The organism is Micromonospora siamensis (genome assembly GCF_900090305.1).
In the GTDB taxonomy this organism is placed as follows: Bacteria; Actinomycetota; Actinomycetes; order Mycobacteriales; family Micromonosporaceae; genus Micromonospora; species Micromonospora siamensis.
Window position 1 is genome coordinate 3,173,787 of record NZ_LT607751.1, and the last position, 22,552, is coordinate 3,196,338.

The 22,552-nt window shown below is 75.3% G+C and carries 17 protein-coding genes; 15 read left to right on the plus strand and 2 right to left on the minus strand.

The genetic code is table 11. From position 1 onward, the window contains the following. Positions 1-18: 18 nt before the first annotated feature. The gene (locus GA0074704_RS14585; RefSeq protein WP_088971024.1) at positions 19-354 is read right to left on the minus strand and encodes an SCP2 sterol-binding domain-containing protein; all 336 of its coding nucleotides are present in this window, start codon (positions 352-354) and stop codon (positions 19-21) included. A gap of 114 nt (positions 355-468) precedes the next feature. On the opposite strand from GA0074704_RS14585, the gene GA0074704_RS14590 reads away from it, so the two are divergent. From GA0074704_RS14590 to GA0074704_RS14610, 5 genes are all read left to right on the plus strand, one after another. Further along, positions 469-1,068, plus strand: a complete 600-nt coding sequence (locus GA0074704_RS14590; RefSeq protein WP_172880553.1) for a phasin family protein — start codon at positions 469-471, stop codon at positions 1,066-1,068. A 28-nt stretch (positions 1,069-1,096) separates the two neighbouring features. Then, positions 1,097-1,360: a hypothetical protein gene (locus GA0074704_RS14595; RefSeq protein WP_088971025.1), complete on the plus strand. Its 264-nt coding sequence runs from the start codon at positions 1,097-1,099 to the stop codon at positions 1,358-1,360. 22 nt (positions 1,361-1,382) lie between these two features. Next, positions 1,383-2,246: a TlyA family RNA methyltransferase gene (locus GA0074704_RS14600; protein WP_088971026.1), complete on the plus strand. Its 864-nt coding sequence runs from the start codon at positions 1,383-1,385 to the stop codon at positions 2,244-2,246. Then, positions 2,243-3,133: an NAD kinase gene (locus GA0074704_RS14605; protein WP_088971027.1), complete on the plus strand. Its 891-nt coding sequence runs from the start codon at positions 2,243-2,245 to the stop codon at positions 3,131-3,133. The genes GA0074704_RS14600 and GA0074704_RS14605 overlap by 4 nt, the downstream gene beginning before the upstream one ends. A 175-nt stretch (positions 3,134-3,308) precedes the next feature. Then, positions 3,309-7,031, plus strand: coding sequence for a S8 family peptidase (locus GA0074704_RS14610; protein ID WP_088971028.1), 3,723 nt, complete (start codon positions 3,309-3,311; stop codon positions 7,029-7,031). A gap of 160 nt (positions 7,032-7,191) precedes the next feature. Here GA0074704_RS14610 and GA0074704_RS14615 read toward each other — a convergent pair whose 3' ends face one another. Beyond that, complete coding sequence (locus GA0074704_RS14615) at positions 7,192-8,190, minus strand: HTH domain-containing protein (protein WP_231926437.1); 999 nt, start codon at positions 8,188-8,190, stop codon at positions 7,192-7,194. An 81-nt stretch (positions 8,191-8,271) separates the two neighbouring features. Here GA0074704_RS14615 and recN point away from each other — a divergent pair, with 81 nt between their 5' ends. From recN to ald, 10 genes are all read left to right on the plus strand, one after another. Beyond that, on the plus strand, positions 8,272-10,029 hold the full coding sequence (gene recN / locus GA0074704_RS14620; protein WP_088971029.1) for a DNA repair protein RecN: 1,758 nt from the start codon (positions 8,272-8,274) through the stop codon (positions 10,027-10,029). Positions 10,030-10,149: 120 nt separating this feature from the next. Next, positions 10,150-11,328, plus strand: coding sequence for a putative cytokinetic ring protein SteA (gene steA, locus GA0074704_RS14625; protein WP_088973683.1), 1,179 nt, complete (start codon positions 10,150-10,152; stop codon positions 11,326-11,328). 28 nt (positions 11,329-11,356) lie between these two features. After that, positions 11,357-12,295 (plus strand): copper transporter, encoded by a 939-nt coding sequence (locus tag GA0074704_RS14630; protein WP_088971030.1) that lies wholly within the window; start codon positions 11,357-11,359, stop codon positions 12,293-12,295. A 64-nt stretch (positions 12,296-12,359) separates the two neighbouring features. Beyond that, positions 12,360-13,226, plus strand: a complete 867-nt coding sequence (locus GA0074704_RS14635) for a hypothetical protein (protein WP_088971031.1) — start codon at positions 12,360-12,362, stop codon at positions 13,224-13,226. Position 13,227: 1 nt separating this feature from the next. Then, a complete protein-coding gene (murJ, locus tag GA0074704_RS14640) occupies positions 13,228-14,907 on the plus strand; it encodes a murein biosynthesis integral membrane protein MurJ (RefSeq protein ID WP_088971032.1) in 1,680 nt (559 codons plus the stop codon). Positions 14,908-15,027: 120 nt separating this feature from the next. Next, positions 15,028-16,194 (plus strand): glycosyltransferase family 4 protein, encoded by a 1,167-nt coding sequence (locus GA0074704_RS14645; RefSeq protein WP_088971033.1) that lies wholly within the window; start codon positions 15,028-15,030, stop codon positions 16,192-16,194. After that, complete coding sequence (locus tag GA0074704_RS14650) at positions 16,194-18,467, plus strand: hypothetical protein (protein WP_231926440.1); 2,274 nt, start codon at positions 16,194-16,196, stop codon at positions 18,465-18,467. Before GA0074704_RS14645 ends, GA0074704_RS14650 begins: the two co-directional genes overlap by 1 nt. A gap of 150 nt (positions 18,468-18,617) precedes the next feature. After that, positions 18,618-20,372: a CTP synthase gene (locus tag GA0074704_RS14655; protein ID WP_088971034.1), complete on the plus strand. Its 1,755-nt coding sequence runs from the start codon at positions 18,618-18,620 to the stop codon at positions 20,370-20,372. Beyond that, positions 20,369-20,974 carry an NUDIX domain-containing protein gene (locus GA0074704_RS14660; RefSeq protein WP_088971035.1) on the plus strand — a complete coding sequence of 202 codons (606 nt, stop codon included), beginning with the start codon at positions 20,369-20,371 and terminating at the stop codon, positions 20,972-20,974. Before GA0074704_RS14655 ends, GA0074704_RS14660 begins: the two co-directional genes overlap by 4 nt. 453 nt (positions 20,975-21,427) lie before the next feature. Continuing rightward, complete coding sequence (ald, locus tag GA0074704_RS14665; protein ID WP_088971036.1) at positions 21,428-22,543, plus strand: alanine dehydrogenase; 1,116 nt, start codon at positions 21,428-21,430, stop codon at positions 22,541-22,543. Positions 22,544-22,552: the final 9 nt, after the last annotated feature.

The window sequence follows — 22,552 nt, forward strand, 5'->3', positions numbered from 1 at the left end:
CCCGCCTCGGGCGGCGGATCAGAGCAGCTTGCGGAGCTTCATCAGGTCGAACGGGTTGGCCTTGATCGACACTCGCCGCGCCGCGACCGCCTTGGTCACGTCCAGTTCGCCGCGGAGCAGGGCGACCAAATCGTCGCTGGTGGTGCTCAGCGCGATCTTCGCCTTCGGGTCGTCGCCGTCGGTCAGGTCGACCAGCCGGCCGCCGGTGAGCCGCCCGTGGAACGCGGTGTCGAGGTCGGTGACCCGGCAGGCCAGCGTCCGGTCCAGGTCGATCCGCTCCTGCATGTCGGCGTGCCGGTCCAGGCGGGCCGCCAGATCCTGCAACGCCTGCCGGCACTCGTCCACGCTGGCCACATCGTCTCCTCACCGCACGCCACGCCGTTCCCCCGGCACGGTACCGCACCGGGTGTTTCCCAGGGCCCGGTAGCGTGACACCTGCACACCCCACCCCGCGGAAGGACTCAGGGCATGCAGGACGCGTGGCGCGCCTACCTCGAGCTGGCCATGGGCCTGACGGAGGCACCCCGGAAGAGGGCTCAGGACGTCGTCCGTCGACTGGTCGGCTCCGGCGGCGCCACCGCGGCGCAGCTCCAGGCGCTGGGCGAGGAACTGGTCTCCACCGGCGTGGCGAACCGGGAGGCGCTGACCAAGCTGGTCCGCTTCGAGGTCGACCGGGCGCTGGGCGCGGTGGGGCTCGCCACCGCCGACGAGGTGGCCGAGTTGACCCGCCGCGTGCACGAGCTGGAGAGTCGGCTGCGGGAGGCGAAGGGCGGCCCGGCCGCGCCGGTGACCGGACCGCCGCCGGTCGCCCCACGGTCCGGCGCCGCCCCGACGTCCGACCGGATCCCGGCCCCGACCTCGCCCGCCTCGGCCCCGCGCTCACCCGCACCGGCCGGCACGCCGGCCCCGGCCGCGCCGGTGGCCCGTAAGGCGGTGGCGAAGAAGGTTGCTAAGAAGACCGTGGCGAAGAAGGCGCCGACCACCGTCGCCCGTACCGCCGACCAGCCGGTGCCGACGGCGGCGAAGAAGGCCGGGCCGGCCCGCCGGCCCGCGGACGACGACCGGTGAGCCGGCCCGCTGGCGCCGGGACCGGCTCGTGAGCGGGCCGTTCCGGCCGGGACCGACGCCCGGCCCCCGGCCCGGCCCGCCGCCCGCGGCGCGGCCGGGTCCGCCCCCGGGCGGCCGGCCGGCAGCCCCGCTCCCGGTCGAGGACTTCGACGACGCCCGGCACCCGGCGGTGGACGCCGCCGTGCAGGCGATGGAGAACGCCGCGGCGCTCTCCCCAGCCGACCAGATCCCCCAGTACGAAGCGGCGTACGACACGCTGCGCGAGACCCTGGCCACCATCGACCAGGCCTGACCGAGGCGGAGAAGCACCACGCATGGCACGTCGCAACCGGCTCGACGCCGAACTCGTCCGTCGCGGCCTGGCCCGCTCCCGTGAGCAGGCAGCCGCGCTGGTGAGCGCCGGCCGGGTCCAGCTCCGCGGGGTGGTCGCCGGCAAGCCCGCCGCGATGGTGGACCCCGCCGATCCGCTGCTGGTAACCGGCGAGGACCCCGGCACGGAGTACGTCTCGCGCGGGGGCCACAAGCTGGCCGGCGCGCTGGCCGCCTTCGCCCCCGGCGGGCTGGCCGTCGCCGGCCGGCGCTGCCTCGACGCCGGCGCCTCGACCGGCGGCTTCACCGACGTGCTGTTGCGCGCCGACGCGGCCGAGGTGGTGGCGGTGGACGTGGGCTACGGCCAGCTGGCGTGGCCGCTGCGCAACGACGAGCGGGTCCGGGTCTTCGAGCGCACCAACGTGCGTACGCTCACGCCGGAGGCCATCGGCGGCCAGGTGGACCTCACCGTGGCCGACCTGTCGTTCATCTCGCTGCGGCTGGTGCTGCCGGCTCTGGCCGCCTGCACCCGTGCCGACGGTGACCTCGCGCTGATGGTGAAGCCGCAGTTCGAGGTGGGCAAGGAGCGGGTCGGCGCCGGTGGGGTGGTCCGCGACCCGGCGTTGCGGGCCGAGGCGGTGCTGGACGTGGCCGGGGCGGCCGCCGGGTTGGGACTGGGACTGGCGGACGTGACGGCCAGCCCGCTGCCCGGGCCGAGCGGCAACGTCGAGTTCTTCGTATGGTTACGCCGGGACGCGCCGCCGGCCGACCCGCAACGGGTCCGGGCGGTGGTCGCGGCCGGCCCGCAGGGCCTGGCGACGTCCGGCGACGGTCCGGACCCGACGCACACGGATGAGGTGGCCCCATGAGCGCGGATCGGACGGCCCTGCTGGTCACCCACACCGGTCGGCGGCGGAGCACCGAGCACGCCCGGGCGGTGGCCGCGGACCTGATCACGGCGGGGTTCGAGGTGCGGGTGATGGCCGAGGAGGCCGACGACCTGGACCTGCCCGGTGTGGTGCCGGTGACCGGCCCGGAGGCGGCCGAGGGCGCCGAGATCGTCTTCGCGTTGGGCGGGGACGGTACGTTCCTGCGCGCCGCCGAGCTGGCCCGGCCGGCGAAGGCCCCGCTGCTCGGGATCAACCTGGGCAAGGTGGGCTTCCTGGCTGAGGCCGAGATCGACGACCTCGACGTGGCCGTGCGGGACGTGGTGGCGCGCAACTACACCGTCGACGAGCGGCTCACGCTGGACGTCACCGCCGAGTTCGAGGGCGGCCCGACGATCGAGTCGTGGGCGTTGAACGAGATCAGCGTCGAGAAGGGCGAGCGCGCCCAGATGCTGGAGCTGCTGGTCGACGTGGACGGTCGGCCGCTGTCGCGGTACGGCTGCGACGGCGTGGTCTGCGCGACGCCCACCGGTTCCACGGCGTACGCGTTCTCCGGCGGTGGTCCGGTGGTCTGGCCGGAGGTGGAGGCGTTGCTGCTGGTGCCGATCAGCGCGCACGCCCTGTTCAGCCGGCCGCTGGTCACCGCGCCCACCTCGACGTTCGTCATCACCGTCGACCCGTTCACCACCCTCGCGGTGCTCGCCTGCGACGGCCGGCGGGTCTACGACCTTCCGCCGGGCGCCCGGGTGACGGTGCGCCGTGGCGGGCTGCCGGTGCGGATCGTGCGGCTGCGGGCGCGCCCGTTCACCGACCGGCTGGTGGCCAAGTTCGGCCTTCCGGTGCACGGCTGGCGGGGCAGCCGACGCTGAGCGCTGCGCGTCGCCCGGGTCACCGGGCGTGCCGGCGGCAGCCGCCGGTCGTGTCCACCTGGCGACATGTCGCCGGTGCGGCGGGCCGGGGGTAGTGACCCGGGGTTGATCTCCATCGCAGACTCCGACGGGTCGCCCTTCGCGGGCGGCCGAGTCGTTCAGCGAAGGAGCACCCATGAACTGGCCCCCGCGTTGGTTCGCCCTCGGGGCGACCGCCGTGCTGGTGGCCGGCGTCGCCGCACCGGCGTCCGCCGAGCCGCCCGGCCCGCCCCCGCCGTCCACCCCGCCGCCCGTGGGCGCCGCCGCGCCGGCCCCGGCCCGGGTCACGTTGATCACCGGTGACGTGGTCGAGCTGGACCGGGTCGCGCCGGGCCGGGCCACCGCCTCCGTCCGGCCCGCTGCCGGACGCGAGCGGGTCACCTTCCACACCGTCACGGTCGACGGGCAGCTGCGGGTGCTTCCCAGCGACGTGGTGCCGTACCTGGCCAGCGGGGTGCTCGACCCGGACCTGTTCGACGTGGAGGAGCTGGTCGCGCAGGGCTACGGCGACGCGGACACCGGTCGGCTGCCGCTGATCGTCCGCTACCGCGACGGGGCGAACCGGCGGGCCGGCGCGTTCGCCGCCACCGCCACCGACGTACGCCCGCTGCCCAGCATCGACGGGGCCGCCCTCGCCGTCGGCAAGGGCGAGCTGGGTGGCCTCTGGTCGGCGCTGCGGGCCCAGGGGGCCGGGGTCGCCGGGGTCGCCGCGAGCGGCCGGCTCGGCGCCGGGGTGGAGCGGGTCTGGTTGGACGGCCGGGTCCACCCGGTGCTGGACCGCAGCGTGGCGCAGATCGGCGCGCCGGCGGCCTGGGCGGCCGGGCGGGACGGCTCCGGGGTGACGGTCGCGGTGCTCGACACCGGGATCGACGCCGGGCACCCGGACCTGGCCGACCGGATCGCCGACAGCCGGGACTTCACCGGCGCCGGCGGGGTCGCCGACGGTCACGGCCACGGCACCCACGTCGCGTCGATCATCGCCGGCAGCGGGGCTGCCGCCGGGGGCACCCGCAAGGGCGTCGCGCCGGGCGCCCGGCTGGTCGTCGGCAAGGTGCTGGACGACTCCGGCTCCGGCTACGACTCGTGGATCATCGAGGGCATGGAGTGGGCCGCCCGCTCCGGCGCCCGGGTGGTCAGCATGAGCCTCGGCGGATCCCCGACCGACGGCACCGACCCGATGAGTCAGGCCGTGAACGACCTGACCGCCGAGACGGGGACGCTGTTCGTGGTCGCCGCCGGCAACTCCGGCGCCGACTACGCGGTGAACGCTCCCGGCGCGGCCGACGCCGCGCTCACCGTGGGCGCGGTCGACCGGGACGACGCCCTGGCAGCGTTCTCCAGCCGCGGCCCCCGGGTCGGTGACAACGCGGTCAAGCCGGAGATCACCGCGCCGGGCGTCGGAATCGTCGCCGCCCGGGCCGCCGGCACGACGATGGGCACGCCGGTGGACGACCGCTACACCGCCGCGTCCGGCACCTCGATGGCCACCCCGCACGTCGCGGGCGCCGCCGCCATCCTGGCCCAGGACCACCCCGACTGGCGGGCCGATCGGCTCAAGGACGCCCTGGTCAGCACCGCTCGCGGCGCCGCCGGGCAGAGTGTGTTCGCCCAGGGCGGCGGCCGGGTCGACGTGGCCCGCGCCCTCGGCCAGCGGGTGTACGCCTCGGCGGTCGCCGACTTCCGGCGGATCGACCCCGGCACGGCCGGCGACGGGCTGCGCCGCGAGGTCGCGTACACCAACCTCACCGGCGTGCCGCAGACCCTGCGGTTGCGGCTGGAGGTCCGCAACGTCGACCGGAACGCCGACGAGCCGGACGGCTTCGCCCTGGGCGGCGACGAGGTGACCGTCCCGGCCGGGGCGACCGTGCCGGTGTCGGTCGTCGCGGACCCGGCGAAGCTGGACCGGGGGCGGCACGGCGGTTGGCTGGTCGCCACCGGCGCGGACGGCGTGCAGACCCGCACCGCGCTGGCCGCCACCCTCAGCGGACCCCGGCACACCGTCACCCTGCGCGGGGTGGACCGGTCCGGCCGGTCCACCAGCGTGCCGGTGGTGACGCTCTTCGGTGAGCAGCCCGAGTCGGACAGCCTCGGCTGGATCCCCGAGGGCGGCGAGGTGACCTTCACCGTCGAGGAGGGGACCTACCTGATGCACGCCGTCATCGAGGACGGCGTCCCGCTGGACGAACAGTCCACCCTGCTGGTCGACCCGCAGCTGTCGGTCACCGGTGACGTGACGGTCGTCCTGGACGCCCGGCGGGCCACCCCGGTACGGATCGAGACGCCGAAGCCCGCCGAGCAGCAGACCACCCTGGCGTACTACGTGCACCGGGTCTTCGGCAACGGCCGGCAGGTCGACCACGGCGTCATGCAGTTCAGCACGATCAGCCAGCTCAACGTCACCCCGACCGCCCGGGTCACCGACGGCGAGTTCGAGTTCGCCTCCCGGTGGCAGCTGGTCGCCCCGATGGTGCAGGCGAAGGTGACCGGGCTGAGCGGGCCGCTGGACGTCAACCTGCTCTACCAGTCGCCGGACGCCGACCTGCACCGCGACCTGCCGCTGGTCGACGCCGGCACGGGGGCGCCGGACGAGCTGGGCGGGGTGCGGGGCGCCGCGGCGCTGGTCTCGACCAGCCCCGACCGTTCCGAGGAGGAGCAGGTCGCGGCGGCGGCCGCCGCCGGGGCCGCCGTGGTGCTGGTGGTCCGCCCCGCCGACCGCAGCGCGTGGACGTCGTGGCGTCCGCAGGGCGACCGGTTCGCCGTACCGGCGATGGCGCTGCCGTACGACGACGGGCAGCGGGTGCTGGCCGCCGCCGCGCGCGGGGCCCGCGTCCAGCTCACCGTCACCGTGTCCAGCCCCTACCTGTACGACGTGTTCCAGGTCTCCCGCCAGCAGGTGCCGGCCACCGTGGTGCACCGGATCACCGCCGCCAACTCGGCGCGGCTGACCACCCGCTACGTCGACACCGGCGGCTTCGCCTGGGCCAAGGAGCAGCGGTTCGGCTGGCGGCCGTGGCAGCGGTTCGCGCTGGAGACGCAGCGGATCGTGCGTACCGGCACCGCCCGCGAGGAGTGGGTGAGCGCCGGGGACTCGCTCTGGCGGCAGCGGGCCAGTCACCTCTACCTGTGGAGCGACGGCCAGATGAACAGCGGGGCCACCGAGCCGCTGCGCCGCTACGCCGGGGGCAGCAGTGCCACCCGGAGCTGGTTCGCGCCGGTGGTCCGGCCGGCCCTGACCGAGGCCGCGGCGGCGAGCCGCAGCGGTGACCTGCTGGACCTGCCGGTCGCGCCGTTCGTGGACGCCGACGGGCACTGGTCCGCCGCCGACGGGGAGAGCATGGACACGGTCCGGGCCGTGCTGTGGCGCGACGGCCGGCAGATCGCCGACCTGACCACCGGCGAGCCGGTGGTCACCGTCGCCGACCGGGCGCGCTACCGGCTGGAGCTGGACACCACCCGCGGCGCCGAGGAGTGGCGGTGGGCCGCGCGGGCCCACACCGCCTGGGAGTTCACCTCGGCCCGGCCGGACGGGACCGACGCCGCGCCGCTGCCCCTGCTCCAGCTGGACTACCGGGTGCCGACCGACCTGTCCGGCACGGTCGACGGCGGCCGGCCGCACCGGGTGGGGCTGACCCTGCGTCACCAGGCCGGCCTGCCGGCGCCCACCGGCACCCGGGTCGACGTCGAGGTCTCCTTCGACGACGGCGCGCACTGGCGGGCCGCCCCGGTCAGCGGTTCCGGCACCGCCTGGACGGCGACCGTGCCGGCCGGGACCGGCAGCGTCTCGCTGCGGGTACGGGCCGCCGACGCCGCCGGCAGCACCCTCGAGCAGTCCGTGATCGGGGCGTACGGGCTGCGCTGAGCCGGCGCCCGCGCGGGACCTCCCCCCCTTCCCGCGCGGGCGTCCGGTCGGGCCGTCGGGGTTCCCGCCAGGGGGTGGTGGGAACTTCGGCGGCCTCCGGCCCGGTGTGGCCCTTCGGGTGGGCGGCACCGGGCCGGGACCACCGGCCGGCGCCTCGGGTCTACAGCCAACCGCGACGGGCGGCCTGGTAGGCCAGCCCCGGCCGGGTGTCCACCCCGGCCAGGGTCATCAGGTCGGCGAGCCGCCGTTGGATGGTGCGGCGGCTCACCCCGAGCTGCGAGGCGATGGACTTGTCGGGCACCCCGGCCACGAACAGCGACAGCAGCAGCCGCTCGTCGGCGCTGGGACCGCCGTCGACGGTGGGCCCGACGCCGGACAGCAGCGGGGTGGCGGCGTTCCAGTGGCTGTCGAAGAGGGCGAGCAGGGCGTCGAGGAGTTGGCTACGGCCGATCACCGCGGCGGTCGGCTCGCCGCTGGCCCGGTCGGGCACCAGCGGGCAGATGGCGGTGGCCCGGTCGGCCACCGCGAGTCGTACCGGCAGCAGGTCGGTGACCCGGGCCTGCTCGCCGCTGCGGACGGCCTTCTCCACGTCGGCCAGCGCCGCCGGTTCGGCCAGCAGGTCCCGCTCGTAGATCGCCCGGTAGCTGACCCCGCGGGCCAGGGCGGGGAACTCCCCGAGGTTCTCCGGGCCGGACATGGCCAGCGGATTGGCGCGGCAGAACCAGAGCACCTCGACGCGGGCCTCGTCCTGCATCCGGCCCAGCCGCGCCCGCAGGGCGTCCGCCCCGGTGATGATTTCCACCAGGTGGTCGGCGTCGTGCCGCCGTACGCCCGCCCGGTACTCCTCGGTGAGTTGCGCGACCCGGCGCCGGGCCGACTCCAGCGACTGCTGGTGGCGCAGCAGTTCGTCACCGAGGGCGACGTCCGGGGGCAGCGGGCGCAGCGGGGCGTCCGGGGCGGTGCCGTTCGGGGCGACCAGGCCCCGCTCCCGCAGCCCACTCAGCGCCCGCCCGAGCCGGTCGGCGTCCAGCGGCAGCTGCGCGCCGAGTTCGGCGGGCCGTCCGGTGGACAGCCGCAGCAACACCCGGTAGACCTGCTCCTCGTCCTCGTCGAGGCCGAGAATCCCCAGCACCTGCCGCCCACCGCCGGTCGCGTCCACGGCCGGTGATGCTACGTGGGGCCGCCGCGCCGCCCGCGCCGGCTGGTCAACTGTCACACGGCGCGTCTACTGTCGGTTGCTGTGCTGGAAGAGCTGCGCATCACCGGACTGGGCGTCATCGAGGACACCACCCTCCCGCTGGCCGGCGGGATGAACGTCATCACCGGCGAGACGGGCGCGGGCAAGACCATGGTCGTCACCGGCCTGGGCCTGCTCTTCGGTGGCCGCGCCGACGCAGGGAGGGTCCGCGCGCAGCCGGGGCGGGCCGTGGTCGAGGGGCGGCTGCGCCTGGCCGGGCGGGTCGCCGCGACCGTGCACGCCCGGATCGTCGACGCCGGTGGTGAGCCGGACGAGGACGGTTCGGTCCTGCTCAGCCGCACGGTCACCGTGGAGGGTCGGTCGCGGGCGCACCTGGGCGGCCGGTCGATGCCGGTGGCCATGCTCGGTGAGGTCGGCGAGCAGGTGGTGGCGGTGCACGGCCAGTCCGACCAGCTGCGCCTGCTGCGTCCGGCCGAGCAGCGGGCCGCGCTGGACCGCTTCGCCGGGCCGGAGCACGAGAAGCTGCTGGACGCGCTGCGCGAGGCGTACACCCGCTGGCGGGCGGTGGTCGACGACCTGGCCGACCGGCGCAGCAACGCCCGGGCCCGCAACCAGGAGGCCGACCTGCTGCGCCTCGGGCTGGACGAGATCACCCGGGTCGACCCGCAGCCCGGCGAGGACGACGAGCTCAAGGCCGAGGCGCAGCGCCTGGAGCACGCCGAGGGGCTGCGCACCGCCGCGCAGCTGGCCCAGCAGTGCGTTGCCGGCGGGGTGGAGGCGACCGACGACACCCCGGACGCCACCGTGCTGCTCGGCACCGCGCGGCGCACCCTGGAGGCGCAGGCCGGCACCGACCCGGCCCTGGGTGACCTGGCCGGCCGGCTGGAGGAGGCCGCCACGCTGGTCGCCGACGTCTCCGCCGAGCTGTCGACCTACCTGGCGGCGCTGGACGCCGACCCGGCCCGGTTGCAGACCATCTACGAGCGCCGGGCCGCGCTGCGCGCGTTGACCCGCAAGTACGCCGACGACGTCGACGGCGTGATCGCCTGGGCGGACCGGGCCCGGGAGCGGCTGTCGGACCTGGACACCTCCGACGACCTGCTCGACGAGCTGGACCGGGAGGGCCGGCGGCTGGCCACCGAGGTGGCCGACCTGGCCGGTCGGGTGTCGGCGTCCCGGCAGGAGGCGGCGGTCCGCTTCGCCGACCAGGTCACCGTGGAGCTGGCCGGGCTGGCCATGCCGCACGCCCGGATCGAGGTGGCGGTGCTGCCCCGGTCGGCCGGCAAGGCCGAGCCGAGCCTGCCGGTCAACGGGGTGGAGGTGGGCGTCGGGCCGGACGGCGGCGACGAGGTCGAGCTGCGGCTGCTGGCCCACCCGGGCGCGCCGTCGCTGCCGTTGCAGCGGGGCGCCTCCGGCGGTGAGTTGTCCCGGGTGATGCTCGCCATCGAGGTGGTCTTCGCCGGGTCCGGCGGGCCGCCCACGCTGGTCTTCGACGAGGTCGACGCCGGGGTCGGCGGGCAGGCGGCGGTGGAGATCGGCCGTCGGCTGGCCCGGCTGGCCCGCAGCCACCAGGTGCTGGTGGTGACCCACCTGCCGCAGGTGGCCGCGTTCGCCGACCGGCACCTGGTGGTGGCGAAGGACACCGGGGGAGCGGTGACCACCAGCGGGGTGCGGGTGGTGGAGGACACCGAGCGGGCCCGTGAGCTGGCCCGGATGCTCGCGGGTTTGCCGGACTCCGATCTGGGTATCGCCCATGCGGAGGAGTTGCTGGCCGTCGCGGCGAAGGAAAGGCGACCGTGAGGCCGGCTTTGTGAGCGCAAGCACACCGGGCCCGTGTCCGGGTGTGCTTACCTGGGTAGGCGGCCCTGCTCAGGCATGTCGCGACAGATGATGCCTGCCTCACATGCCAGGATGGTCACGATGCGTCTACCCACGTTGCGCCGAACCCGAAACGCGGAAGCGGGCCGGGTCGTCGGCACCGCACGCCTCGACCGTCGTACCAAACGCCTGGTCGGGCGACTCCGACCCGGTGACATCGCGGTCATCGACCACGTCGACCTGGACCGGGTGGCGGCCGACTCGCTGGTCGCCGTCGGCGTCGCCGCGGTGCTCAACGCCAAGCCGTCGGTCTCCGGCCGCTACCCGAACCTGGGCCCGGAGGTGCTGGTCGCCGCCGGCATCCCGCTCCTGGACGACCTCGGCGAGGGGGTCTTCGAGCAGATCCGCGAGGGCGACCAGGTCCGGATCGAGGGCAACACCGTGTACGTCGGCGACGAGCCGGTGGCGCACGGCGCCCTGCAGGACGCCGAGACGGTCGCCAAGGCGATGGCCGACGCCCGCGAGGGGCTATCGGTGCAGTTGGAGGCGTTCGCCGCCAACACCATGGACTACCTCAAGCAGGAACGCGACCTGCTGCTCGACGGTGTAGGCGTACCGGACATCCAGACCCGGATGCAGGGTCGGCACTGCCTGATCGTGGTCCGCGGCTACGACTACAAGGCCGACCTGGACGTGCTGCGGCCGTACATCCGCGAGTTCAAGCCGGTGCTGATCGGGGTGGACGGCGGCGCGGACGCGCTGGTCGAGGCGGGCTACACCCCCGACATGATCATCGGCGACATGGACTCGGTCACCGACGACGTGCTGCGCTGCGGCGCCGAGGTGATCGTGCACGCCTACCCGGACGGCCGGGCGCCCGGGCTGGCCCGGGTCAACGGTCTCGGCGTGCCGGCGCTCACCTTCCCGGCGGCGGCGACCAGCGAGGACCTGGCGATGCTGCTGGCCGACGAGAAGGGCGCCTCGCTGCTGGTCGCGGTCGGCACCCACGCCACCCTGGTCGAGTTCCTCGACAAGGGGCGCGGCGGCATGGCCTCGACGTTCCTCACCCGGCTCAAGGTGGGCGGCAAGCTCGTCGACGCCAAGGGCGTCAGCCGGCTCTACCGGCAGAGCATCTCCGGCTCGTCCCTGCTGCTGCTGGTGCTCTCCGCGATCGCGGCGATGGCCTCCGCGGTGGCGGTCTCCACCGTCGGCAAGGCGTATTTGGGCGTGGTGTCGGAGTGGTGGGACAATTTCGTGTTCCAGCTCGGCCAGCTCTTCTAGCTCCCCCACCGATCAAGAGGCTGCAAGCGTGATCAACTTCCGGTACCACGTGGTGTCCCTGACCGCGGTCTTCCTGGCGTTGGCCATCGGCCTGGTGGTCGGCACCGCCGCCCTCAACGGCCCGGTGGCCGACTCGCTGAAGGAGAACGTCAGCGCGCTGCGCAAGGACAACCAGCAGATGCGCCAGTCGGTCAACAGCCTCCAGAAGGAACTGGACATGGAGGAGGACTTCGCGGCCGAGATCGCCCAGACCGTCCTCCCCGGCAAGCTGGCCGGCAAGCGGGTGCTGGTGCTCAGCCTGCCCAGCGGGCGCGACCACACCGAGGGTGTGCTCAAGATGCTGGAGCTGGCCAACGCCGACGTGACCGGCCGGATCGACCTGCAGGACAAGTTCATCAACCCGGACAACAACGCCAACCTGATGGAGCTCGCGGTCACCGCCGCCCGGCCGACCGCGCCCGCCTCCGGGCTGCCCGGCAACGGGCACGGCGTGGAGACCTCCAGCGCCCTGCTGGCCAGCGTGCTGCTGGACCGGGCGCAGGGCGCCGCCCCGGTCAGCGACGGCGACCGACGGGCCGTGCTCGCCTCGTACACCAACGCCGGCTACCTGACCACCGAGGAGCGGGTGGCCCGCTCCGCCGAGGCGGTCGTGCTGGTCACCGGGCAGCCGTACGTGGACAAGGACTCGGTCAAGAAGGACGAGTCGGTGGTGAAGGTCGCCGAACAGTTCGACCGGACCGGCGCGATCGTGATCGGCGGCAACGGCTCCGAGGGGGGCAACGTGGTCTCCGTGGTCCGCGGCGACCCGGTGCTCGCGCAGACCATCTCCACCGTCGACAACGCCAACACCATCCAGGGTCAACTGGTCACCACCCTCGCCCTGGTGCAGCAGATCGAAGAGAAGAAGGCCGGCCAGTACGGCGTGGGCGGTAACGCGGCGTCGCTGTTGCCTAAACTGCCCCAGTGAACGAACGACTGTCCGGTCCGCGCCGCGCCGCGGCGTGCGTCCGGTGGCGGATCGGAGGGCTCGCGTGAGCAGGTGGGGTCGGCTGTTGGCCGCCGGAGCCGGGGCGCTGGCCGCCCGCTACGTCCTGCGCGAGGTGCGTACCGCCCCGGTGGCGCCCGCCCTGGAGCGGACGAACTTCCGCGGCCGCACGGTCACCCTGGCGGCCGGGCCGGCGCTGGCCGTCGGCGCCGCCACCGCGGGCGCGCTCGGCGCGGGCAGTGGGCCGGCCGGGTTCGCGGCGCTGGTCGCCGGGGTGGGCTCGGGCGCCGTCGGCCTCTACGACGACGTGGTGGGCGCCCGGCCCGAGCAGAAGGCCGCCAAGGGCTTCGCGGGCCACCTGGCCGCGCTGCGCGAGGGCCGGGTCACCGCCGGGCTGGTCAAGATCGTCGGGGTGGGTGCCGCCGGCCTGGGCGCGGCGGTGCTGCTCGCCGCCGATCCCCGGGTCGCCGCACATCCCCGCCGCCGCGCGCAGACCGGCCCCGGCCGCGTCATGGACGTGCTGCTCGGCGCCGGCGTGGTGGCCGGCACCGCGAACCTGCTCAACCTGCTCGACCTGCGTCCCGGCCGGGCGGCGAAGTCCGGCCTGCTGCTCGCCGCCCCGCTCGCCACCGGCCCGTACGGCGGGATCTCCGCCGGTGCCGCCGGCGCCGCCGCCGGCCTGCTCGGCGACGACCTCGACGAGACGGTGATGCTCGGCGACAGCGGGGCCAACGCGCTCGGCGCGCTGCTCGGCGTCGCGCTGGCCGCCCGTACCGGGCCGCTGGGCCGGGCCGGTGCGCTGGCCGTGCTGGCCGGGCTCACCGCCGCCAGCGAGAAGGTCAGCTTCACCCAGGTGATCCAGCGGACCCCCGTGCTGCGGGAGCTCGACGCGCTGGGCCGTCGCCGCGACTGACGTGACGAAACCGGCCCCCCTCGCCGGCGCCGGCCGGGTCGCCGGAGCGGCCGCCCTCATCGCCGCGCTCACCGTGCTCAGCCGGCTCGCCGGCTTCGGCCGCACCATGGTGTTCACCTGGACGCTCGGCCCGTCGGACCTCGGCGGCACCTACGTCATCGCGAACAACCTGCCGAACTTCATCTTCGAGATCGTGGCCGGCGGGGCGCTGGCCAGCCTCGTCGTACCCCTGCTGGCCGGGGCGGTCGAGGCCGGCGACCGCCGGTCCGTCGCCGCGACCACGGGCGCGTTGCTGACCTGGACGGTGAGCCTGCTGGTCCCGCTGGCCGTGCTGGTGGCGCTGCTCGCGGGCCCGCTGATCGCGCTGCAGGGCGGCGGCCTCACCGCCGAGCAGCACGACGCGGGCGTACGGATGCTGCGCTGGTTCGCCCCGCAACTGCCGATGTACGGGATCGGCATCGTCCTGACCGGGGTGCTCCAGGCGCACCGCCGGTTCGCCTGGCCGGTGATCGCGCCGCTGCTGTCCAGCCTGACGGTCATCGTGGTCTACCTGGCCTTCGCCGTCGCCGAGGGGCGGCTGGCCACCGTCGGCGGGGTGAGCCGGGCCGGGGAGACCCTGCTCGCCGCCGGCACCACCTTCGGCGTGGTGGTGCTGACGCTGTCCCTGCTGATCCCGCTGCGCCGGCTCGGCCTGCGGCTGCGCCCCGGCTACGGGTTCCCCGCCGACGCCCGCGCCCGGGTGGGCGGGCTGGCCGTGGCCGGGGTGGTCACGGTCGCCGCCCAGCAGGTCGCCCTCATGGTCAGCCTCAACCAGGTCAGCTACGGGCCGCGGTCCAACCCGGGCGTCTACAACCTCGCCCAGACCGTCTACTTCCTGCCCTGGGCGGTGCTCGCGGTGCCGCTGGCCGTGGCCGCGTACCCGACGCTGGCCGCCGCCCGCGCGGCCGGCGACGAGCGGGCCTACCGGGAGACCCTCGCGCCGGCCGTGCGGGGGGTGGTGCTGTTCAGCCTGCTGGGCGCCGCCGCGCTGATCGGCACGGCCGGCCCGGTCGGGCACTTCTTCTTCCCACCGGCCGCCGCCGGCACGGCCGCCGCGGCCATCACCGGCTTCGCGCCCGGACTGCTCGGCTACGGCCTCTTCGCGGTGCTGACCCGCGCCCTCTACGCCCGGGGCGCCACCCGGGCCGCGACCGTCGCCACGGCCGTCGGGTGGCTCACCGTGCCGCTGCTGGTGCTGCTCCTCGGCCAGCTCCTGCCGGTCGAGGACCGCGTGCCGGCGGTGACCCTGGCCACCTCCGGCGGCATGCTCGTGCTGGGCGCCCTGCTGCTGGTGGCGGTGCGCAGGTCGGCGGGACCGGCCGCGCTGGCCGGCGTCGGTCGGGCCAGCCTGGCCGGCCTGGTGGCGGTCGTGCCGGCCGCGCTGGCCGGGGTCGGCGTCTCCCGCCTGGTGGCCGGTGGCGGGCCCCCGACGACCGGCGCGGCCCTGCTGCAGGGCATGCTGTCCGGAGTCGTGGTCGCGGCCGTGTTCCTCGCCGTCGCCTGGCTGGTGGACCGGCGGGACGTGGCGCCGCTGCTGGCCGCGGTCACCCGCCGGCTGGGCCGACGCCGCGCCCCGGCCGCTGCCGGCCCGGCCGAGGACGTGGTGCCGGCCGCACGGTCGCGAACGGAAGGGGACCGGTGAGCGCGAGGAGTGAGCCGGTGTTGCGAGCCCCGCAGTCGCGAACGGAAGGGGACCGGTGAGCGCGAGGAGTGAGCCGGTGTTGCGAGCCCCGCAGTCGCGAACGGAAGGAGAGCAGAGCCCATGACGGAGACGACACCGGAACCCCGGTGGCCCGGCTCGGTGGCCCTGCTGCTCGCCTCCAGCACGGGCGGGGTGGGGCAGCACGTCCGGTCGGTGGCCCGGGGCCTGGCCGCGGGCGGCGCGTCGGTGCTGGTCTGCGGTCCGGCCGCGACCGAGGAACAGTTCGACTTCACCGGGGTCGGCGCCCGCTTCGCCGCCGTCGAGATCCCGGCCAGCCCCACCCCGGCCGACGCCCGGGCGGTCACCGCGCTGCGCCGGGCGCTCGCCGCCACGCCGGTCGACGTGGTCCACGCGCACGGGCTGCGCGCCGGGCTGGTCGCGGTCCTCGCCCGGCCGGCCGCCCCCGTGGTGGTCACCTGGCACAACGCGGTGCTCGCCGGCGGGCTGCGCGGCCGGGTGTCCCGGCTGGTCGAGCGGATCGTGGCCCGGTCCGCCCGGGTAGCCCTGGGCGCCTCCACCGACCTGGTCGAGCGGGCCGCCGCGCTGGGCGCGACCGACGCCCGCCTCGCGCCGGTCGCCGCGCCCACGCTGCCCGCCCCGCGCCGCCGCCGGGCGGCCGTACGCGCCGAGTTCACCGTCGCCGCCGACCAGCCCCTGATCCTCTCGGTGGGCCGGCTGCACCCGCAGAAGCGGTACGACATCCTGGTCGACGCCGCCGCACGCTGGCGTACCCGCCGGCCGGCGCCGGTGGTGGTGATCGCCGGGAGCGGTCCGGCGTACCTGCCGCTGGCCGCCCGGATCTCCGCCACCCGGGCGCCGGTGACCCTGCTCGGGCACCGTACCGACGTCGCCGACCTGCTGGCCGGTGCCGACCTGGCGGTGGTCACCAGCGACTGGGAGGCCCGCCAGCTGTTCGCCCAGGAGGCGCTGCGGGCCGGCGTACCCCTGGTGGCGACCGACACCGGCGGCCTGCCGGAGCTGGTCGGCGACGCGGCCCTGCTGGTGCCGCCCGGCGACGTGGACGCGGTGGACGCGGCGGTACGCGGGCTGCTCGACGACCCCGAACGCCGCGCCGACCTGGGCCGACGGGGTGTCCGCCGGGCGGCCACCTGGCCCACCGAGGCCGACACCGTGGCCGCGCTGGCCGCGCTCTACGCCGAGCTGGCGCCGGTCGGAGTCGGCCCCGCCGCGCCGGACAGCGGCGCCGAGTCGGCGGGGCAGCGCTGATGCTGCGTCGACTGACCCCGGTTCTGCTCACCCTGCTCGTGGTGGTGCTCGGCATCACCGCGCTGGCGGCCCGGCCGGAGCGGGACGGGCCGCGCCGGTCGGCCGACTTCGTGGTGCTCGCCGGGGTCGCCGGCCTGCGCTGGGAGGACGTCGACCCGCAGCGCACGCCGACGCTGTGGCGGATGGCCGAGGAAGGCTCGATCGGGTCGCTGTCGGTGCGCTCGGCGCACCGCCCCACCTGCCCGGTGGACGGCTGGCTGACCCTCGGGGCCGGCAACTTCGCCGCCTGGAACGGCGCCCGGCACGCGGGCGGCTGCCCGACCACGGCGGTCACCGTGGAACAGCCGGACGGGATCGGCGCGAACCTGCCCCAGCAGCAGAGCGTGGTCGGCTACAACCAGGACCGGCTGCCGTGGGGCGCGGTGCCCGGCTCGCTGTCGGAGTCGGTGCGCTGCTCGGTGGCGGTCGGCCCGGGAGCGGCGGTCGCCGCGGCCCGGCCGTTCGGCCGGGTCGACCGGTACGCCTCGGCGCTGCCCCGCGACCCGCGGGCCCTGCTCGGTTCCTGCGTGCTGAGCATCGTGGACCTGGGCACGGTGACCGGCGAGGACCCGGCGGCGCGGCAGGAGGCGGCCCGGCGCGCCGACGAGCAGCTGGCCCGGGTGCTGGCCGCCCGCCCGCCCCGCTCGCTGGTGCTGGTCGCCGGGATCTCCGACACGGACCAGACGTCGCGGTTGCACGTGGCCGTGGCCGACGGGCCGGGCTGGGAGCGGGGCTGGCTGACCTCCGCCAGCACCGGCCGCGAAGGCTACCTGCAACTGGCGGACCTGGCGCCGACCGCCCTGGTGGCGCTGGGCCGTCCGATGCCCGAGCGGCTCTTCCTGGGCCGTCCCGCCCAGTCGGTGCCGGGTCGCCCCGACGACCTGCCCGCGGCGATCGCGGCGCCCGCCGACGCGGACCGGGAGGCGGGCGCGCAGCGGCGGGTGGCCGGCTGGTTCTTCGCCCTGCTGGCCGCGGCGCAGGTGGCGCTGGCCGTGGCGGTGCTGCCGCTGCTGCGCCGGGCCCGCCGGCACGCCGGCCCGCACGGACCCGTTCCGGTCTCTTCGCGGGTGGTGCGGGTGGTGGAGCTGCTGCTGATCGCCGCCTCGCTGGCCGTGCCGGCGGCGCTGCTCGCCGACGCGGTGCCCTGGTGGCGTGGCGACCACGCCGGGCTGTACTTCGGGGTGGTCACGGTGCTGCTGACGGTGGGTGCGACCGCCGTCGTGCGGTTCGCCCCGGGGTACGCCCGGACGCTGGGACCGCTCGGCGCGGTCGCCGGCCTGGCCACCCTGGTGGTCGGGGCGGACGTGTTCACCGGCGCCCGGTTGCAGCTCAACGGCGTGGTGGGCTACTCGGCCCTGGAGGGCGGCCGGTACGCCGGGCTGGGCACGGTCGGGCTCGGGGTGTTCCTGGCCGGCGCGCTGCTGTGCGGCGGCTGGTTGGCCCAGCGGGTCCGGCGGGGCTGGCGTCCGGCGGTGATGGTGCTGGTGGGCGGTGTGGCGGTGGTGGTGGTCGGCAGCCCGTACCTGGGTGCCGACTCGATCGGCGCGATCGCCCTGACCGCCGGGGTGAGCGTCGCCGCGGCGATCAGCACCGGTGGCTGGTTGACGGTGAGCCGGCTGGTCTGGGCGACGATGGCCGGCCTGGCGGTGACCGTCGGTTTCGCGGTGGTGGACCTGCGCCGGCCCGAGTACGAGCGGGGCAGCCTGGGCCGCTTCCTGGCCGCCCTGGGCGACGGCACCGGCGGGCTGACCGTGCACCGGTCCAGCAGCGCGAACTTCCAGACGCTGGTTAACAGCCCGCTGACGGTGATCGCGCTGGCCGGCGCGGCGCTGGTCTTTCTGGCGCTGCTCCAGCCGTGGGGCGGGCTGATGCGGCTGTTCGGCATCTACCCGGCGGTCCGGGCGGCGATGGCCGGTACGGCCGTGGCGGCCGGGATCGGCGGTCTGCTGGGCGGGGTGGCCCTGGACGTGGCCGGGGCGGCCGGGGCGCTGGTGGTGCCGATGGCGGCGCTGGCGGCGCTGCGGGTGCTGGACCACTCCACCGACCGCACCCAGCCGGTCATCGGGCGCCCGTGGGACGACGCGGCGAGCGACCCGCCGGCCGGGGACCCGCCGGAGGTGCCCCCGGGTGGGGGAGCGGGCGCACCGGACACCGGTGACGGACCGGACGAGGACGGTGCCGGACCGGTGCCGCCGCAGGCCAGGCGGCCATCGACCGGGGCCACGCTCCGCTGAGCCGGTGCGGCCGGACGCGGCCGCGAGGCCGGGTGCGGCCAGGGCCGTCGGACGGGAAGGTGTTACCGTGGAATCCCGTGGACTGCGTGATCACTTCGCTGATCGGCACGGCGGTTCGCACGACCGCGACGGACGACACGGGAGCAGGCCTTGGCCCCAACAGCACGGACGACCAGGCACATTTTCGTCACCGGGGGAGTCGCCTCCTCGCTGGGTAAGGGCCTCACCGCCTCCAGCCTCGGCAATCTGCTGACCGCCCGCGGGTTGCGCGTGGTGATGCAGAAGCTCGACCCGTACCTCAACGTGGACCCGGGCACGATGAACCCGTTCCAGCACGGCGAGGTCTTCGTCACCGACGACGGCGCCGAGACGGACCTCGACGTCGGGCACTACGAGCGGTTCCTCGACCGGGCGCTCTCCGGCAAGGCGAACGTCACCACCGGTCAGATCTACTCGGACGTGATCGCCAAGGAGCGGCGCGGGGAGTACCTGGGCGACACCGTCCAGGTCATCCCGCACATCACCAACGAGATCAAGGCCCGGATCGTCGGCATGGCCGACCCGGACGGCGACGGCCAGGTGCCGGACGTGGTGATCACCGAGGTCGGCGGCACGGTGGGCGACATCGAGTCGCTGCCGTTCCTGGAGGCGATCCGCCAGGTCCGCCACGACCTGGGCCGGGACAACTGCTTCTACCTGCACGTCTCGCTGGTGCCCTACCTGGCCCCGTCGGGCGAGCTGAAGACCAAGCCGACCCAGCACTCGGTGGCGCAGCTGCGCAACATCGGGATCCAGCCCGACGCCATCGTGCTGCGCTGCGACCGGGAGATCCCGGAGAAGCTGAAGGAGAAGCTCTCCCTCTACTGCGACGTGGACCGCGAGGCTGTCGTCGCCGCCCCGGACGCGCCGAGCATCTACGACATCCCGAAGGTGCTGCACCGCGAGGGCCTCGACGCGTACGTGGTGCGCCGGCTCGGGCTGTCGTTCCGGGACGTGGACTGGACCAGCTGGGACGACCTGCTGGACCGGGTGCACCAGCCGCGCCACACGGTCACCGTCGCGCTGGTCGGCAAGTACGTCGACCTGCCCGACGCGTACCTGTCGGTCAGCGAGGCGATCCGGGCGGCCGGGTTCGGCCACCGGGCCCGGGTGCAGCTGAAGTGGGTGCCCAGCGACGACTGCGTCACCCCGGCCGGCGCGGCAGCCGCCCTGGCGGGTGTGGACGGCATCGTCATTCCCGGCGGGTTCGGCGTCCGCGGCATCGAGGGCAAGATCGGCACCGCCCGGTACGCCCGGGAGAACGGCATCCCGCTGCTCGGCCTCTGCCTCGGCCTGCAGTGCATGACCATCGAGGTGGCCCGCCACCTGGCCGGCCTCGACGGCGCGAACTCGCTGGAGTTCGACGAGGAGGCCAAGCACCCGGTCATCGCCACCATGGCCGACCAGGAGGACATCGTGGCCGGCCGGGGCGACCTGGGCGGCACCATGCGGCTGGGGGCTTACCCGGCGAAGCTGACCGAGGGGTCGATCGTCGCGCAGGCGTACGGCAGCACCGAGGTCAGTGAGCGGCACCGGCACCGGTACGAGGTGAACAACGCCTACCGCGACCAGCTCGAGAAGGCCGGGCTGCACATCTCGGGCACCTCGCCGGACGGCCGGCTGGTCGAGTTCATCGAGCTGGACCGGGAGCTGCACCCGTTCTTCGTGGCCACCCAGGCGCATCCGGAGCTGAAGAGCCGGCCGACCCGGCCGCATCCGCTCTTCGCCGGCTTCGTCAAGGCCGCCATCGCGTACTCCGAGGCCGACCGGCTCCCGGTCGACCTGGATGCCGCTGCCCCGGCGGCGGCGAAGAAGGCCGGCCGCAACGGCGGCGCCCCGGCGGCCAAGGCGGCCTCGGGCTCATGAGTGCCGTCGAGCACCGTTACGAGGTGACCGACCGGACCGAGCGCTACGCCGGGCCGATCTTCACCGTGCTCAGCGACCAGGTCACCATGCCCGGTGGCGGCACCGCGCCCCGGGACCACGTGCGGCACGTGGGCGCGGTCGCCGTGGTGGCGCTCGACGACGCCGGCCAGGTGGTGCTGCTGCGGCAGTACCGGCACCCGGTCGGGCGGCACCTGTGGGAGCTGCCCGCCGGGCTGATGGACGTCGACGGCGAGGAGCTGCCCACGGCGGCGGCCCGGGAGCTGGCCGAGGAGGCGGACCTGACCGCCGGGCGGATCGACCTGCTGGTCGACCTGCACACCTCGCCGGGCTTCTCCAACGAGCTGGTCCGGATCTTCCTGGCCCGGGACCTGGCCGAGGTGCCGCAGCGGCAGCGGCACGAGCGGACCGACGAGGAGGCCGACCTCCAGGTCGTCCGCCTCGACCTGAACGAGGCGGTCGGCATGGTGCTGGCCGGCGAGATCACCAACGGTCCGTGCGTGGCCGGCCTGCTGGCCGCCGCCCGGGCCCGCGACGCCGGCTGGTCGGTGCTGCGCCGGGCCGACGCCCCGCTGCCCGGCTGACCCTCGCGTACGCCCCGACGGGGCCGTCCGGTGACCACCGGGCGGCCCCGTTCGCGTCGGGGGCGAGGAGTGTCCTGAGCGTGATACCTGAGAGTCATCAAAATACCCGTGAGGTATCAGGCTCGAACCCGTTGTGCCCCGCCGCTCGGGGTGGGTGACCCGCCCGCGCGTCCCACCGTGGCCGGCACACCGGGTCCGGACGCGTCGCGTCCGGCCGGCGACGACCGTCACGTGGTGCGACGATGGGGGCGCGAGGCCGCGGCGCGGCGGCTGGCCCGGCCCGCCTGACACATCGTCAGGCGGACCGGACACCGGATGTCACTGTGCTGGCTCCGGGAGGGTGACCACGGCCCTAGACTGCCGCCGGCGGTACCGGTGGACCGCGTCGGCAACGGAGCCGTCGTGGCACCGAGCAGTCGGGGACGAGCAGCCCCGGAGGAAGGTGTCTGCATCGTGAAGGTCGGAATCCCACGCGAGGTCAAGAACCACGAGTACCGCGTGGCGATCACGCCGGCGGGCGTCAACGAGTTCACCCGCAACGGGCACGAGGTCTTCGTCGAGTCCGGCGCCGGGGTCGGGTCCAGCATCACCGACGACGAGTTCGCCGCCGCCGGCGCCAAGATCCTGGGCACCGCCGACGAGGTGTGGGAGACCGCCGAGCTGGTGCTCAAGGTCAAGGAGCCGGTCGCCGAGGAGTACCACCGGATGCGCGAGGGGCAGGTGCTCTTCACCTACCTGCACCTGGCCGCCTCCAAGGACTGCACCGACGCGCTGGTCGACCGCAAGGTCACCGGCATCGCGTACGAGACCGTCGAGCTGCCCGACCGGTCGCTGCCGCTGCTCGCCCCGATGTCCGAGGTCGCCGGCCGGCTCGCCCCGCAGGTGGGCGCCTTCTACATGATGCGTACCGGCGGCGGGCGGGGTGTGCTGCCCGGCGGCGTCTCCGGCGTGTACGCCGCGAAGACCGTCGTCATCGGCGCCGGCGTCTCCGGCCTGAACGCCGCCGCCATCGCGCTGGGCCTGCAGTCCGAGGTGCTGCTGCTGGACAAGAACGTCGCCCGGCTGCGCTCCGCCGACGCCATCTACCGCGGCCACCTGCAGACCGTCGCCTCCAACGCGTACGAGATCGAGCGGGCCGTGCTCGACGCGGACCTGGTCATCGGCGCGGTGCTGGTGCCCGGCGCGAAGGCCCCGAAGCTCATCTCCAACGAGCTGGTCTCCCGGATGAAGCCGGGCAGCGTGCTCGTCGACATCGCCATCGACCAGGGCGGCTGCTTCGAGGACTCGCGCCCGACCACGCACGCCGACCCGGTCTACAAGGTGCACGACTCGATCTTCTACTGCGTGGCGAACATGCCGGGCGCGGTGCCGAACACCAGCACCTACGCGCTGACCAACGTCACCCTGCCGTACGCGCTGGAGCTGGCCAACCAGGGCTGGCGGCAGGCGCTGCGCAACGACCCGGCGCTGGCGCTGGGCCTGAACACCCACGACGGCCAGGTCGTCTACGGCCCGGTGGCCGAGGCGCACGGCATGCCGACCCTGCCGCTGGACGAGGTCCTGGGCTGAGGAACGCCA